Genomic DNA, 16,189 nt, shown 5'->3' on the forward strand with positions numbered 1-16,189 from the left:
AACGCAAGCGTGCCCGGGAAGCGATAGCGAGATTCGCCATGAGCACCCTGAAAGCGTTGTCCTACTGGTAGAAGCGCGCCAGATCCTCAAGCGTTAAGCGACCGCTGGCACTGTCGTCACTGCTGCTCAAAATGGCGGAAAGCTCCGGGTCTTCGTCGATCTGTTGCGCATCGACGTAACCTTCATTGCGTGAATCAAGCTGACGAAAGCGCTGCAGAACATCAGGCGGGATCTGGCTGGTATCAACATCGCTTCTGGCGGTTTCGGCGCGTGAAAAGCTGCCTCGACCGTCACCAAAGGGCTCATAATTCTGGCAGGCTGACAGGCCGAGCACCGAAAGGGCACCAACCACTACAAGCTTTTTTATTGTCATGATGGAGTTCCATTGAGGTTTTATCGTTAGAACATTGCGGTGTTCATTTTTTCAGGACTCTGAGGCCCTTTCAGGCTGCATGGCCTCTCATGGCGCAAGCGATGCATGAGACAAGCAAGCCTTAATTTTTTTGTATCATAGTCCGGGTTGATAAATAAACTTTAATTTAATACCTATTGGTCCAATGCGTGAGAAATCTCAATAACTCGATAGCCGGGTTTTAAAATGACTACTTCTGCACAGCCTTTTGCCAAAATTTATAGACGTGAGTTGAAGGCAGGAAAATCTGTTTCTGGCAAATGGATACTTCTTTTTTGTCGAGTAAAGTCGGGCATGGCCAGAAGATGCGATCCAGCTTTCCAGGGCTATATGTTCGACATGTCCTATTGCTTTCAAGGATCGACCCTCTGAATGAGGGCCGACCTGTTCGGTCATAAAGGCTTCAGGCAGCGCTGTCCATCTCACGCAAAAAGGCGGCCTTTAACAGCGCCTTTGTATATTCCTCGCGCGGCGTTTGGAAGATGCTCTCGGCCGATCCCTGTTCGACGACCTGCCCCTCCTTCATGACCAGCACGGTATCGGACAGCGCCCGCACCACGGCGAGGTCGTGGCTGATGAACACATAGGTCAGGTTGTATTTCTGCTGCAGATGCCGCAAAAGCTCGATCACCGTCATCTGCACTGAACGATCCAGCGCCGAGGTGGGCTCATCGAGCAGCAGGAAATCGGGCTTGAGCACCAGGGCACGGGCGATGGCAATGCGCTGGCGCTGGCCACCGGAAAATTCGTGCGGGTAGCGCTTGCGCATCGCCGGGTCCAGCGCCACTTCTTCCAGTGACTCGATGACCCGCGCCTCGCGTTCACGTCGGTTGAGTTCCGGAAAGTGCACCTTGAGCCCTTCACTGATGATTTCCCCTACGGTCATGCGCGGCGATAGCGAGCCGAACGGGTCCTGAAAGACCACCTGCATGCGCGAGCGCAGCGGCCGCATATGAGACTTGTCGAAATCCGTGATGTCGGTGTCTTCAAAGCGCAGCTGTCCCTGGCTTTTCAAAAGCCGCAGCAGGGCCCGCCCAAACGTTGACTTGCCCGAGCCCGATTCGCCCACAATGCCAACGGTCTGACCACGTCGGACGGTCAGATCGATCCCGCGTACCGCTTCGAAATGATCGTCCTTGCCGAACAGGCGCTTTTTGGTCGTAAAGCGTACCCGAACGTCCTGGCCGCTGAGCAGCACCGGTGCATTCTCGGCCACCGCTGCCTTGCTGCCGCGCGGTTCGGCGTCCAGCAGCATGCGGGTGTAGTCGTGCTGCGGATCGTTGAAGACCGTCGCGGTCTCACCGGCCTCGACCAGCTCGCCATAGCGCATCACGCAGACCCGCTCGGCAAAGCGGCGTACCAGACTCAGGTCGTGGGTGATGAACAGGATCGCCATGCCGTAGCGCTGTTGCAGGTCCCGGAGCAGTTCAAGAATCTGGGCCTGCACGGTGACATCAAGTGCCGTGGTGGGCTCATCGGCGATCAGAAGGCGCGGCTCGCAGGCCAGCGCCATGGCGATCATCACGCGCTGGCGCTGGCCGCCGGACAGCTCATGCGGATAGCTTGAAATGCGCCGTTCGGGCTCGGGAATGCCGACCTGATGGAGCAGTTCCAGCACTCGAGCGCGTGCCTTGCTGCCGGAGAGCCCGCGATGGCGATGAAGGACTTCGGCAATCTGGCGACCGATGCGATGCAGCGGATTGAGCGAGGTCATCGGCTCCTGAAAGATCATCGAGAACTCATTGCCGCGCAGCCGACGCATGCGTGAGGCGCTGACCTGTGTCAGATCTTCGCCATCCAGCCGGATGGCGCCGGAGATTTTGGCCATCTCCGGCAGCAGGCGCATCAGCGCGGTGGAGGTCACTGATTTGCCGGAGCCGGACTCGCCCACCAGTGCCACGGTTTCACCCTGATCAATGGTGAAGCTGACGCCCTTGACGGCGGAGACGGTGCCGGTGGGCAGCTCAAAGTCCACCTTCAGATTGTCGATCTCAAGCAGGGGTGTCGACATGGGGGACTCCTTAGCGGGTACGCGGGTCGAGGGCGTCACGCAGCCCGTCGCCCAGGAAGTTGAGACAGAAAAGCGTTACGGCCAGAAACGCGGCCGGCACGATCAGCATCCAGGGCGCACCCTGCATGTTGGAGGTGCCCTCGCTGATCAGAACCCCCCAGCTGGTCAGCGGTTCCTGTACACCCAGCCCCAGAAACGACAGGAAGCTCTCCAGCAAAATCACCTTGGGCACCGTCAGCGTCACATAGATGATGACCGGGCCGATCGAGTTGGGAATCAGGTGGCGGGTAATGATCTTTGAATCCCGAACGCCCAGGGCGTGGGCAGCCTCGATGAATTCGCGCCGTTTGAGCGACAGCGTCTGGCCGCGCACGATGCGGGCCATGTCGAGCCACTCCACCGCACCGATGGCGGCGTAAATCAGGAAAATGTTGCGGCCAAAGACCACCATCAACAGGATGACCAGAAACATGAAGGGCAGGGAGTACATGATGTCGACAAAGCGCATCATGAGATTATCGGTACGCCCGCCGACATAGCCTGAAATGGCCCCATAAAGCACGCCGATCACCAGGCTCACCAGCGTGGCTACCAGCGCCACGGAGAGCGATACACGTCCGCCGTAGAGCGTGCGGGTCAGAAGATCCCGGCCGTTGGCATCGGTGCCCAGCCAGTGCTGGTTGGCAAGCGTCGGGCCGGTGCCGAAATTCTCCCAGTCCACCTCGGCCAGATCCCAGGGCAGCAGCCAGGGGCCGGCGATACAGATGATGGCCATCGCCACCAGCAAAATTAGACTCGCCATGGCCGCCCGGTTGTGGCGCAGGCGCCGCCAGGCCTCACGCGCCAGGCTCTCGCCGGGCTGGGCGACCGGCGCCTGAGGCGGGTTGGGGCCGCCGCCGCCCTGGAGATGATTGTCGTCGGCCGGCGCTGAGCCGGACGCGGCGTGGGTGTCATGAGCACCGTGAGAAGAGGTCATGATGCGCTCCGGTCAGTCGTCATAGCGAATTTGCGGGTCGAACAGTGAATAGAGCAGATCGACAATCAGGTTCATCAGCACGATCAGGATGCCGTAGAACACCACCGTGCCCATCACCAGCGTGTAGTCGCGGTTGAGCGCGCCCTGGACAAAGTAGCGCCCGATCCCCGGCAGCCCGAAGATCTGCTCGATGACCACCGAGCCCGTGATGATGCCGGCAATGGCCGGACCGAGATAGGAGAGCACCGGCAGCATCGCCGGGCGCAGGGCGTGGCGCCAGATCACCTGCCGCTCGTTGAGACCCTTGGCGCGGGCGGTGCGAATAAAATGGCTGCCCAGCACCTCGATCATCGAGGCGCGCATCATGCGGGCAATGTAGGCAATCTGCTGAATGGCCAGCGCCACCACCGGCAGCACCAGATTGGGCAGGGCGCCGCCGTTCCAGCCGCCCACCGGCAGCCAGCCCAGAATGACGCCGAAAAAGAGCGCCATCAGCGGGGCAATCACGAAGTTGGGCACGGCAATGCCGCCCAGCGCCGTGCCCATCAGCAGATAGTCGACGGTCGTGTTGCGCTTGAGCGCGGCCATCACCCCCATGGGAATGCCCAAAAGCAGGGCAAGCAGAATCGCCAGCCCCCCGAGCTCCAGACTGACCGGAAACCCCTGGGCGATCAGGTCGGTGACCGAGAAGTCCTTGTACTTGAACGACGGTCCAAAATCGCCCTGCAGGAGGTTGCCCATGTAGCGCAGATACTGCATGGGCAACGGCTCATCCAGATGATAGGCCGCCATCAGATTGGCCTCGATCTCCGGCGGCAGCTGGCGCTCACCGTCAAAGGGGCCGCCCGGGGCGACCCGCATCAGGAAAAACGAGGCCGTAATCACGATCAACAGGGTGGGAATGGCCATGGCCAGACGCTTGGCGATATAGCTCAGCATGCCGGTCGACCTCGGCACATGATGGACATATAAGACACGGGGTTACTCCTCGAGGCTGATATAGCGCAGGGGATGGACGTCCATGGGGGTGGGTGCCCAGCCATGAACGCGCTCTGACACCAGCGCAGTGTTGACGTAATCGTAAAGCGGCAGCAGGGCGTAGTCGTCCAGCAGGTGCTGCTGGGCGCGGGTCAACAGCTCGGCGCGGGCTGAAGGGTCGATGGTTTCGCTGCTCTGCTCGACCAGACGGTCATAGTCGGCATTGTGATAGCCGCTGCTCAGCGCCGATGACCCGCCGGTGGTGTAGCTGCCCAGGAAGTCGTAAGGGTCATCGATGGTCGCCACCATGCCGTAGCGGGCCAGCTGGAAATCGCCTTCACGAATGGCGGCGTAGTGGCTGGCGGCCTCGGTATTGATCAGCGCGACGTCAACGCCCAGCGGTTTCCACATGGCGGCCAGCGCCACCGCAATCTTCTTGTGATCTTCCAGCGTGTTGTAGCGCAGCGTCAGCGTCAGGGGATTGTTCGGACCAAAGCCTGCCGCCTGCATCAGTTCACGGGCACGCGCCATGCGCTCATCCATTGCCATCTGCGCCGTAGGCAGCGCACCCTCGGCGCCACCGGCCGTTACCCGGGGCACCAGCCAGTACGACGGCGTCTGTCCCATGCCCAGCAGCTGATCGGTAATCACCTCACGCCGGGTGGCCAGGTTGAGCGCTTCCCGCACGCGGATGTCGCTGAGCGGGCTCTCGGGGCGCAGATTGAACATGTAGAAATACTCGGCCACCATCGGGTTGACCCGCAGAGTCTCCCCCAGCTCCCGGCGCAGCTGCTCAAAGCGCCCACCCGGGACGCTGGTATAGCTGATGTCCAGCGCACCGGTGCGAAAACGGTTCAGCGCGGCGCTGGCCTCTTCCAGCGGATAGAAAATGGCCTCATCGAGGGCCACGTCATCGGCGGCATAAAACTGCGGGTTCTTCTCCAGCGTGATGTGATCCTGAGGGGACCACTCGCTCAACGTGAAAGCGCCGCTGACCACTGTCCTGCCCGGTATGACCCAGCGCTCGTCCTGTTCTCTCAACACATGCTCGGGCAGCGGGGCGGCCTCGGGCATGGCGATGGCCTGCAAAAACCAGGCGGTGGGGCGCTCCAGCTGGATTTCCAGATGATGGTCGTCAAGAGCGCGCGCGCCCAGCGTCTCCGGGGCGGCCTCGCCGGCATTGATGGCCCGGGCGTTCTCGATTGGATAGTAGAGGTTGGCGTTGTGGGCCGTTGTTTCGGGGCGCAGCAGCCGGCGCAGGCTGAAAACGGCGTCACCGGCGGTAATGGGCTCGCCGTCGGACCACTGTGCATCGTCACGCAGTTCAAACGTCCAGGTCAGGCCGTCATCGCTCAGATCCCAGCGGCTGGCCAGTCCCGCTACCAGCTCGCCGGTAGCGTCCTGGCTGACCAGGGTCTCAAACAGCTCACGCACGATGCGCGTCTCCCAGACACCGCTGGTTTTCTGCGGATCCAGGGTGCCGGGTTCGGCGCCGTTATCGATACGCAGCGTGGCCGCCATGCTCAGTGGGGCGATGGTCAGCAGGCAGGCCGTGAGCGCGGCACGTTTGAAAAGGGAGTGATGTCTCACAGGGCGCGGAAATGGGGTCGTGTTGGTCATTGTTGTTGTCCGGGGCATGTCATCACGTCGCGCGAGCCGGTGCACCCGCGCGACATGAAAGGGTTACGGGTTGATGCTGATCCAGCGTGACAGGTGGCGATTGATGGCGTTGTCTTCCCAGCCGCTCATGTCCGGATTGACCAGATTGCGGGCCGCGTCGGCATAGATGGGGGCCATGGCGTAGTCCCCCAGTGCCTGCCGTTCGGCCTGCTCGAGCAGCTCGCGGCGCTCGTCCGGGTCGGCTTCCGCCGTGGCCTGCGCCAGAAGGTCATCGAATTCGGCGCTTTTGTAGCCGCTGTAGTTCTTGGTATTGCCCGAGGCGAGAATGCCCAGAAAATTGCTGGCGTCATCAAAGTCCGCCACCCAGCTGGCACGAGCGATGTCGAAATCGCCACGGGCGATCTCGGCGTAGTGCACGTTGGCTTCGGCGTTGACCATCTCGATGTTGATGCCCAGCGGCTTCCACATGGCCGCCGCGGCCACGGCAATGCGGCGGTGATCATCGCGGGAGTTGAAACGCAGACGCAGATCCAGCGGATGCTCGGGGCCGTAGCCGGCCTCCTTCAAAAGCGTTTTTGCCCGGTCCATGCGCGCGTCGATGTCGCCTTCTACGCCCGGCATGGTCTGCATCTCATAGTGGGCGGTGCCGTCAGGCACCAGTGAACTGGTCGCGTTGGCCGCGCCCTGCAGGACCTTTTCCACGATGATGTCGCGCCGCAGGGCCAGATTGAGTGCCTCGCGCACGCGCACGTCGCTGGTCGGATGCCCCTCGCGGTTATTGAGCGCGTAATAATAGGTCGAGAGCTGGTTATGCAGGTGGACGGCGTCGCTCAGGTTGTCTTTCAACCACTGATAGCGGCTGGCATCAAAGTCGCGCATGACGTCCAGATTGCCGCTGCGAAAGCGGGACAGGCCGGTGTTGAGGTCTTCAACGAGGTGATAGTTGACGCCGTCGAGGGTGACGCTGTCGGCATCATGAAACTGCGGGTTCTTTACTGCCTCGATATGGTCATGCGAGACCCAGCGGCTGGGCATGAAAGCGCCGTTGCTGGCGATGTTCGAAAGCTGCGTCCAGTCGTTGCCATGTTCGCGCACCAGATGGGCCGGCACGGGCGCGGCGATGATGTGGGCCATCAGGGTGGGCAGATAGGGCGTGGGCTGCTCGAGGGTCACTTCCAGCCGGTGATCGTTCGCGGCGTGGACACCCAGGGTGTCGAGTTCGGCCTCGCCGCGGTTGATGGCGGCGGCGTTGTCGAGCGGATAAAGCAGGTTGGCGTAGATGGAGGCGATGCTCGGATCGAGCGCGCGCTGAAAGGCGAGCACGAAGTCCTCGGCCGTGACCGGCTCACCGTCGGACCAGCGGGCATCTTCACGCAGGTTGAAGGTCCAGGTCAGGCCATCATCGGAGACCGACCAGTCGGTGGCCACGCCCGGCTGATAGTCGCCGTCCGGGGCCAGTGTGACGAGTCCTTCGAACAGATCGCCCAGCACATCGTTGTCATAAACGGCGCCGGTGACGCGAGCAGCGTCCAGCGAAGCGGGCTCACCGTAGATGCCGATATCCAGCGTGGCGGCGTGAACGGTTAGCGGCAATGACCAGACCAGGGCGGCTGCCATGCAGCCGGAAACAAGACGCTTCATGAGTGTGCCTGTTCAAAAAATAAATAACATCAGCATGATGGCACCGCCAGGGAGGCGGTGCCCTGAAAGTACAGGCTACTGCTCGATGCTGATCCAGCGAGAGCGGTGGATGTCTTCGATGTTGTCTTCCCAGCCCGTCAGGCGAGTGCTGACGAGATTGCGCGACACATAGTAATAAAGAGGCAGTGCGCCGAAGTCCTCAAGCATGACGTGCTCGGCGCTTTCCATGACATGAGCGCGCTGCGTCATGTCCAGCGTGCCGGCCGCCTGATCCATGAGCGCATCAAACTCGTCGTTGGAATACGCGCCGTAGTTGTTGGGTACGCCGGTCTCGAAAAGGCTCAGGAAGTTCTGCGGATCGTTGTAGTCACCGATCCAGCCGGCACGGCCGACATCAAAATCACCCTGACGCATGTTTTGGTAGTGGACCGCGACTTCGGCATTGCGCAGGTCGAGATTGATGCCCAACGGTTTCCACATGGCGGCCAGCGCTACCATGACCTTGCGATGATCATCGTCGGTATTGTAGGTCGCGACCAGATTGAGCGGCTTGTCGGGGCCATAGCCTGCCTCGGCGAGAAGCTCTTTCGCGCGGGCCATGCGCTCATCTGCACTCATGTCGTGACCGGGCATTTCCTGCAGCTCATAGTCATTGATGCCCTCGGGCACGATGCTCCAGGCAGGAATGGTGCCAATTTTCAGGATGTTGTTGCTGATGACATCACGGCGTGTGGCCAGATTCAGCGCCTCGCGGACACGAACATCGCTGGTGGGGTGACCTTCGCGCGAATTGAGCGCCATGTAATAGATACCCAGATAGGGGGCCACATGGGTCTCATCGGGCAGATTGTCCTTGAGCCACTGATACTGCTGGGTCGGGAACTCGCGGGCGATATCCACTTCACCGCCCCGGAAGCGGTTCAGCGCGGCGTTACGATCCTCGATCGGGTAATAGATGATCTCATCGAGCGCGACGTTATCGGCGTCGTGGAAGTACTCGTTTTTTGACGCTTCGATGCGATTCTGCGAGCGCCACTGATCCAGTTTGAAGGCGCCGTTGGAGACCAGGTGGCCCTGACGGATCCAGTCACGGCCATACTCCTTGAGCACATGCTCGGGCAGGGGATAGGCCGTGTAGTGAGAGAGCTGATCCAGAAAGTAGGGGGTTGAATGGGTCAGCGTGACTTCAAGGGTGTGTTCGTCGATGGCGCGAACGCCGAGGGTGTCGACCTCGGCCTCTCCCTTGTTGATCGCTTCCGCCCCTTTGACGGGATAGAGCAGATAGGCGTAGTTGGCGGCCGTATTGGGGTCGAGCAGGCGGCGCCAGGAGAAGACAAAATCCTCGGCCGTCAGGGGTTCACCGTCTGACCACTTCGCATCTTCTCGCAGGTGGAACGTGTAGGTTCTGCCGTCCTCGCTGATGTCCCAGGATTCAGCCACCCCGGGAATTCTTTTGATATGGGCATCTTCAGTGACCAGGCCTTCAAATAGATCCCCCACAACATCGTTTTCCCATACGCCACTGACCTGATGTGGGTCCAGCGAGGCGGGTTCGCCCATGATGGCAATGCGAAGGGTATCGGCAAGAGCAGGAGAGGCAGCAAACAGGGAGGACGCAAGCGCAACGGCGCTGACCAGCGGACGAATCGAGGGCATGGGTGTTCCTGACTATATTGGCGTTGTTGTTATCGCTATCGCGGACCGGGATAGCGGCGCGAGCTGAGATATCGCTTATGACGATTTTGTGAACTTACTCCGCGCCAGGGGGATGTGTCCAGAGTTAACAAAGCGTTAAAAAATGCGGCCCATGTCGAGGTCGCAGGGCCGCATGGTAATAAAAGGGTGACGGGCGCGAGCATGCGCCTGGCACCCGGGTGGGGCTTTTTAAGCGATCAGCGATCGCCGTCAACGGAGATCCAGCGTGAGGCGTGCATGTCCAGCGCGTTGTTGTCCCAGCCCTCGATCTCCGGGCTGACCAGGTTGCGCGCGGCGTAGGTATAGATCGGCGCCAGCGGGTAGTCGGCCAGCGCCATGGCTTCGGCGCGCTGCATCATGTCGCGGCGTTGGTCACTGTCGAGTTCGCGGTCGGACTGCTGGATCAACTGGCTGTAATCAGCGTTTTGATAGTCACCGTAGTTGTTGGTTTCGGCCGACAGCAGCTGCAGGAAGTTCTGCGCATCGTCATAGCTCGAGATCCAGGCGGCGCGGGCGACCTGAAAGTCGCCCTGCATCAGCTCCGAGTAGTGCACGTTGGCTTCACTGTTGCGCATCTCGACGTTGACGCCCAGCGGCTTCCACATGGCGGCGACTGCCACGGCAATGCGCTGATGCTCATCACCGGAGTTGTAGCGCAGGGTCAGATCAAGCGGCTTGTCGGGACCAAACCCGGCCTCTTTCAGAAGTTCGCGGGCCCGATTCAGGCGGGTGTCCATGTCGTCTTCAAGGCCCGGCTGGGCGGCCGGTGTGTAGTCGTTGACGCCTTCAGGGACCAGCGAGTGTGAGGGCGTGACGGCGCCATCCAGCAGCTTTTCGCTGATGACGTCGCGACGAATGGCCAGTGAGAGCGCCTCGCGCACGCGTTTGTCGGCCACCGGGGAGCCCTCGCGCAGATTGAAGACGTAGTAATAGCTGCCCAGCGACGGCGTGATCTGCACGGCATCGGGGATCTGCTCTTCGAGCCACTGATAGCGCGCGGCGGGGAAGTCTCGCAGGATATCGAGCTCACCGGCACGAAAGCGCGAGATGCCGGCGTTCTTGTCTTCGACGGGGTAGTAGTTGACTCCGTCGAGTGAGACGCTGTCGGCGTCATGAAACTCGGGGTTTTTGACCGTATCCAGCTGTGAGTTGGAGACCCAGCGCACCGGCTTGAAGGCGCCGTTGACCACGATATTGTCCGGGCGGCTCCAGCGCTCCCCCTTGTCCTTGACGACGTGTTCGGGGATCGGGTAGCCAAACGGCAGCACCAGCGTCTTGAGAAAGTAGGCGGCCGGCTCGGTCAGATGAATGACCAGAGTGTGGCCGTCGTCACGGCTCTCCACGCCCAGGCTGTCGAGTTCGGCCTCGCCGGCGTTGATCTTCTGCGCATTGACCACCGGGTAGAGGCGGTGGGCGTAGTTGGACGCGGTTTTGGGATCGACCTGATAACGCAGGGCAAAGACGAAATCCTCGGCGGTGACCGGCTCTCCGTCCGACCAGCGGGCATCCTCGCGCAGGTGGAAGGTGTAGGTTTTACCGTCTTCGCTGGTTTCCCAGTTCGTCGCCACGCCCGGGATGATCTGTCCCTGGGCGTCGATGGCCACCAGCCCTTCGAAGATATCGCGCAGCACGTCCTCTTCCCAGACGCCGCCGGTCACCCGCGCCGGGTCGAGCGAGGCGGGGTCGCCGCTGATACCGACATTGAGCGTGGCCGCAAGGGTCAGCGGCGCGCCCAGCGTCAGTCCGGCACCGATCAGCGACAGCAGTAGTTTTCTTTTCATGACGTTCCCCGGCAGAAATTGTTATCGATGCGCCCACTCGGGCATGACTGAAAGATCACAGCAAGGCGAGACGGTGTCAAAGCAGCACTTATAATCATTTCTGCCATTTTTATTTTGCAGGCGGGAAAGGCGCGGGCGGCGGGTGACGGGCAGGGCGTGGTTTGGCTACAATAACGCCCCTTGTTTTTCAACTCTTACATGAGGTGCTGCGGCCCTTTCCGGCGCAGTGGCCCTGGCCGAGCGAGCTATCATGCAGCAGGAACTCACGCCCATTCATCACCTGCTCAAGGACCTGTCCGAACGGACAGACGTCCTGAGGGGGTATCTTTGACTATGCCGAGCGAAAGGATCGTCTCGAGGAAGTAACGCGCGAGCTGGAAAATCCCAACGTCTGGAACGATCCGGACCACGCGCAGAAGCTGGGCCGCGAGCGCGCGCAGCTTGAAGACATCGTCACCACGCTGGATACGCTGCAAAGCGGCATTCGCGACAACGGCGAGCTCTACGAGCTGGCGCACATGGAAGACGACGAGGAGACCATGACGGAAATCCGTCGCGACCTCGACCGTTTTGAAGCGCAGCTGGCCAAGCTTGAGTTTCGTCGTATGTTCTCCGGCGAGATGGATCCCAACAACGCCTACATGGATATCCAGGCCGGCTCCGGCGGTACCGAGGCGCAGGACTGGGCCAATATCCTGCTGCGCATGTATCTGCGCTGGGCCGAGCATCACGGCTTCAAGGCAGACATCTCCGAGATTTCGGCCGGTGACGTGGCGGGCATCAAGTCGGCTACCATTCATGTGCAGGGCGAGTACGCCTTTGGCTGGCTGCGCACCGAAACCGGCGTGCATCGTCTGGTCAGAAAGAGCCCGTTTGATTCCGGCGGTCGGCGCCATACCTCGTTTGCCTCGGTGTTTCTCTCTCCGGAAATCGATGACAGCTTCGAGGTCGACATCAACCCGGCCGATCTGCGCGTGGACACCTATCGCTCCTCCGGCGCCGGCGGTCAGCACGTCAACACCACCGACTCGGCCGTGCGTATTACCCACGAGCCCAGCGGCGTGGTGGTGTCATGTCAGACCCAGCGCAGCCAGCATGCCAACCGCGATTTCGCGATGAAGCAGCTCAAGGCCAAGCTCTGGGAGCTGGAGATGCAGCGCCGCAGCGCCGAGAAGCAGCAGGCCGAGGACTCCAAGTCCGATATCGGCTGGGGCAGCCAGATCCGCTCCTACGTGCTCGATGATCAGCGCATCAAGGATCTGCGTACCGGCGTGCAGACCAGCAACTGTGAGCGTGTGCTCGACGGCGACCTGGATCAGTTCATCGAGGCCAGTCTCAAGCAGGGACTTTGATCGGAAGGAGCGCCTGAAAGGGACGACTTCCGACCGGCAGGCTCGTTGGCCGCCATCGCGTGTTTCAGACATGAACCGCTTCAGACATGAACCGCAGGCCGTAACGCGCCTGCCATTGACGGTTATTTTCAATAGGCAAGGTAATGGCGAATCAGGATCAGCAGGCAGGCAGCGAACACGAAGAGAACCATCTGATCGCCGAGCGGCGGGCAAAGCTTGCCGCTCGCCGCGAGCAGGCAAGCGCCCAGGGCGGTAGCGCCTTTCCCAATGATCTGCGTCGTGACAGTCTGGCCGCGGACCTTCAGGCAGAACTTGGCGAGCACGACAAGGAAGCGCTGGAGTCGCTGGGCCGTCAGGCGGCAGTGGCCGGTCGCATCATGCGAAAGCGCGGCCCCTTTATCGTCATTCAGGACGCCTCCGGCCAGATCCAGCTCTACGTGGACAAGAAGGGTCTGCCCGCCGAGGTGCTGGAAGACATCAAGGGCTGGGATATCGGCGATATCGTCTTCGGCCAGGGCCCGGTGCACAAGTCCGGCAAGGGCGATCTCTATGTGATGATGGAGACCGCACGTCTTCTGACCAAGAGCCTGCGCCCGCTGCCGGACAAGTTCCATGGTCTGACCGATCAGGAGGCGCGCTACCGCCAGCGCTACGTGGATCTGATCATGAATCCGGAGGTGCGTGACACCTTCCGCATTCGCGCGGCCGTGATCAGCGCCATTCGCCAGTTCTTCACCGAGCGTGACTTCATGGAAGTCGAAACGCCGATGCTCCAGCCGATCCCCGGCGGGGCCACGGCGCGACCGTTTGTGACCCATCACAATGCGCTGGATATCGACATGTATCTACGCATCGCCCCGGAGCTTTATCTCAAGCGGCTGGTGGTCGGTGGTTTCGAGCGGGTCTTTGAGATCAACCGCAACTTCCGCAACGAGGGGCTGTCGACCCGGCACAACCCTGAGTTCACCATGCTCGAGTTCTACTGGGCCTATGCCGACTACCACGATCTGATCGATCTGACCGAGTCGCTGGTGCGCTTTGCGGCCGAAAAGGCGGTGGGCACCACGTTGATCCACTATCAGGGCACCGAGTTTGATCTCTCTCAGCCCTTTGATCGCCTGACCCTGCGCGAGTCGATTCTGAAATATGGCCAGAACATCGAATCCGGCGAGCTGGACGATCTCGAGCGCGCCACCGCGCTGGCCGGGCGTCTGGGCATCGACGTCAAGCCGGGCTGGGGTCTTGGCAAGCTGCAGACCGAAATCTTTGAAACCGTGGCCGAGCATCGTCTCGAGCGGCCAACGTTCATTACCGAATACCCGGCCGAGGTCAGCCCGCTGGCGCGTCGCAACGATGACAATCCGTTCGTGACCGACCGCTTCGAGTTCTTTGTGGGCGGACGTGAAATCGCCAACGGCTTCTCCGAGCTCAACGACGCCGAGGACCAGGCCGAGCGCTTTGCCGCCCAGGTGGCCGAGAAGGACGCCGGTGATGTCGAGGCGATGTACTATGACGCCGACTACGTGCGGGCGCTCGAGTATGGCCTGCCGCCCACGGCGGGCGAGGGCATCGGCATCGACCGGCTGGTGATGCTGCTGGCGGATGCGCCGTCCATTCGCGATGTGCTGCTGTTTCCGGCCATGCGTCCGGAAGCAGAGTAAATCGCGGCGGCTTTGGTCGCCCGGCCACCCGATGTGCGCCAATGCCCGGATGAGTCATGGCATTGGTGACCCCGGGCGGCCATACTGGGGCGCTTGAACAGGATTTCCACCAGCCCCGAACCGGGAGAGTCGCAATGAAACTGGTGAACCGCTCTGCACTTAGCGTGCGTCCCAGACAGGCCTTTGTAGACTGGATCAATTCGCTGGAGGCGACCGAGGGTGAAGACGACCTCACCCTTGAGGATGCCGAACGCGAAAGCACCATCTACCTCATTCCCGAGATGGATACGGAAGACGCGCTGCAGGCCTGCCTGCACGAACGCTTTGCCGATATCCTTGAAAACGAGCTGTCCGCCTGGGAAGAGGATTCCCGTCACTGGCCGGACATCAACGAAGTCACCTTTGAATTCTTCCTTCGCGTCGAGCACAGCTATCTGTGTGTGGATCTGGACGAGGAAGCGGCCCTCGAGCAGAGCGATTTCGAGGACGACCTGCTGCTTGATACCGACGAGGTCTGATCATTCAGCAGTGAGATGACCCCAGGGCTTGCCCGGCATGCTGGCCGGTGTGAGCTTTTCTCGCCGTGTTTCTGCCCCCTGTGCTCACGCGTTCGTTGTCTCGCATGACCGGTAACTCTTCTTGAAAGCACTACTGTCCTGGCGTGAAGGTGATGATGGCCTGCCTCCCCGCCAGCGTATTCTGGCCATGATGGTCCTGATGTCGGGGTCGCTGATGGCGGTGCTCAACATCAATAGCGTCAACATCGCCCTGCCGACCACCGCCCGTGAACTGGGCGTCTCTTCTGCGGCGTCCGTCTGGATCATCAACATCTATCAGCTGGTGGGTGCCGCCTCGATGCTGACCTTTGCCGCCCTGGGCTATCGCATCGGGCGCTATCGGCTCTATATCGGCGGCATGATCATTTTCGTGCTGACCTCGGTGGCCTGTGCGCTGTCGCCCACGTTGGGCTGGCTGATCGCCTTTCGTGCCATTCAGGGGCTGGGGTCGGCGGCCATGATGAGCATTGGGCCTTCCATGTATCGGGTTATCTTCCCCACGCGGCTGTTGGGGCAGGCGATGGGGCTGACCGCGCTGACCATTTCACTGGCGGTGGCCGGCGGCCCGGCGCTGGGCGGCCTGGTGCTGGCCGTGGCCAGCTGGCCGTGGCTTTTCTGGATCAACGTGCCGCTGGGCGTGGCGGCCATCTGGCTGGCGATCCGGGCGCTGCCGAAAGAGCAGGGCAGCCGCTACCGGTTTGATGTGCTCGGCGCCGTGTTGTCCGCCGTGGGTCTGGGAAGCTTTGTCATCATGCTCGACAGCATCGCTGACATGTCGCGCCCGGGCAGCGTGCCGCTCCTGCTGATCGTGAGTCTGGTGGCACTCACCGGCTTCATCTGGCGCCAGCGCCATTTTGAAAACCCGCTGCTGCCGCTGGTGATCTTCCGGGAGGCGCGGTTCACCATGGCGGTGATGACCTCGTTTTTCTCCTTTCTGGCCCAGAGCATGGCGTTTATCAGTCTGCCGTTTCTGTTTCAGAGCGTGCAGGGCTACACGCCGCTGGAGTCGGCCTTTTTATTCACGCCCTGGCCGCTGGGCGTGATGATCGGCGCACCGCTGGGCGGACGGCTGGCCGACCGCTTCAGCCCGCCGGTGATCTCCTCCATGGGGCTTTTGCTGTTCATGGCGGGGCTTGCAGCGCTGGCCCTGCTGGGGGATCAGCCTTCGACCATCGATATCCTGTGGCGCAGTGCCCTGTGCGGGATGGGGTTTGGTCTCTATCAGGCGCCCAACAACCGTGAAATGATGGGGTCATTGCCCAAGGCGCGCAGTGGCAGCGCCTCCGGCGTACTGGCCAGCGTGCGTACCTTTGGTCAGTCTGTTGGTGCTGCCTTGGTTGCACTGGTGCTTTCTGGAATAATGAATACCACGATGGACAGTGCCATGACGGTCAGCCTGGCCCTCTGGATGGGCATGGCCTCGGCCATTGTGGCGCTGGTGCTTTCGGCTTCGCGAATACGCATGCTGAGTCGGCATCAATCAGGGTAGGCGACGGCATATCGAC

General features: G+C 61.3%; 12 protein-coding genes. 4 read left to right on the forward strand and 8 right to left on the reverse strand.

Annotation, left to right across the window (positions count from 1 at the left end):
* Positions 1-61: 61 nt before the first annotated feature.
* The 8 genes from C8D72_RS11810 to C8D72_RS11845 form a co-directional block, all read right to left on the reverse strand.
* Positions 62-373: an EF-hand domain-containing protein gene (locus C8D72_RS11810; protein ID WP_115854642.1), complete on the reverse strand. Its 312-nt coding sequence runs from the start codon at positions 371-373 to the stop codon at positions 62-64.
* A 442-nt stretch (positions 374-815) separates the two neighbouring features.
* Complete coding sequence (locus C8D72_RS11815) at positions 816-2,423, reverse strand: ABC transporter ATP-binding protein (protein WP_115854643.1); 1,608 nt, start codon at positions 2,421-2,423, stop codon at positions 816-818.
* Positions 2,424-2,433: 10 nt separating this feature from the next.
* Positions 2,434-3,399, reverse strand: a complete 966-nt coding sequence (locus tag C8D72_RS11820) for an ABC transporter permease (RefSeq protein ID WP_115854644.1) — start codon at positions 3,397-3,399, stop codon at positions 2,434-2,436.
* Between the two features lie 12 nt (positions 3,400-3,411).
* Complete coding sequence (gene oppB, locus C8D72_RS11825) at positions 3,412-4,338, reverse strand: oligopeptide ABC transporter permease OppB (protein WP_115854645.1); 927 nt, start codon at positions 4,336-4,338, stop codon at positions 3,412-3,414.
* 42 nt (positions 4,339-4,380) lie between these two features.
* Entirely contained in the window at positions 4,381-5,997 is a 1,617-nt protein-coding gene (locus tag C8D72_RS11830; protein WP_115854646.1) for a peptide ABC transporter substrate-binding protein, read from the reverse strand.
* A gap of 63 nt (positions 5,998-6,060) precedes the next feature.
* A complete protein-coding gene (locus C8D72_RS11835) occupies positions 6,061-7,638 on the reverse strand; it encodes a peptide ABC transporter substrate-binding protein (protein WP_115854647.1) in 1,578 nt (525 codons plus the stop codon).
* A gap of 75 nt (positions 7,639-7,713) precedes the next feature.
* On the reverse strand, positions 7,714-9,294 hold the full coding sequence (locus C8D72_RS11840; protein ID WP_115854648.1) for a peptide ABC transporter substrate-binding protein: 1,581 nt from the start codon (positions 9,292-9,294) through the stop codon (positions 7,714-7,716).
* A 236-nt stretch (positions 9,295-9,530) separates the two neighbouring features.
* Positions 9,531-11,114 carry a peptide ABC transporter substrate-binding protein gene (locus C8D72_RS11845; protein ID WP_115854649.1) on the reverse strand — a complete coding sequence of 528 codons (1,584 nt, stop codon included), beginning with the start codon at positions 11,112-11,114 and terminating at the stop codon, positions 9,531-9,533.
* A gap of 250 nt (positions 11,115-11,364) precedes the next feature.
* Between C8D72_RS11845 and prfB the strand changes: the two genes are divergently transcribed.
* The 4 genes from prfB (at position 11,365) to C8D72_RS11865 (ending at position 16,173) form a co-directional block, all read left to right on the forward strand.
* Positions 11,365-12,466, forward strand: a protein-coding gene (prfB, locus tag C8D72_RS11850) for a peptide chain release factor 2 (protein WP_115855105.1) whose coding sequence is annotated in 2 segments (ribosomal slippage) — positions 11,365-11,442 and positions 11,444-12,466 — 1,101 coding nt in all. Because the reading frame shifts where the segments join, the coding sequence is not laid out codon by codon here.
* A 143-nt stretch (positions 12,467-12,609) separates the two neighbouring features.
* Positions 12,610-14,127, forward strand: coding sequence for a lysine--tRNA ligase (gene lysS / locus C8D72_RS11855; protein WP_115854650.1), 1,518 nt, complete (start codon positions 12,610-12,612; stop codon positions 14,125-14,127).
* 134 nt (positions 14,128-14,261) lie between these two features.
* Positions 14,262-14,645, forward strand: coding sequence for a hypothetical protein (locus tag C8D72_RS11860; protein WP_115854651.1), 384 nt, complete (start codon positions 14,262-14,264; stop codon positions 14,643-14,645).
* 121 nt (positions 14,646-14,766) lie between these two features.
* Positions 14,767-16,173: a DHA2 family efflux MFS transporter permease subunit gene (locus C8D72_RS11865; RefSeq protein ID WP_115854652.1), complete on the forward strand. Its 1,407-nt coding sequence runs from the start codon at positions 14,767-14,769 to the stop codon at positions 16,171-16,173.
* Positions 16,174-16,189: the final 16 nt, after the last annotated feature.

Origin of the sequence: Kushneria indalinina DSM 14324 (assembly GCF_003385845.1) — a bacterium.
Lineage (GTDB): Bacteria > Pseudomonadota > Gammaproteobacteria > Pseudomonadales > Halomonadaceae > Kushneria > Kushneria indalinina.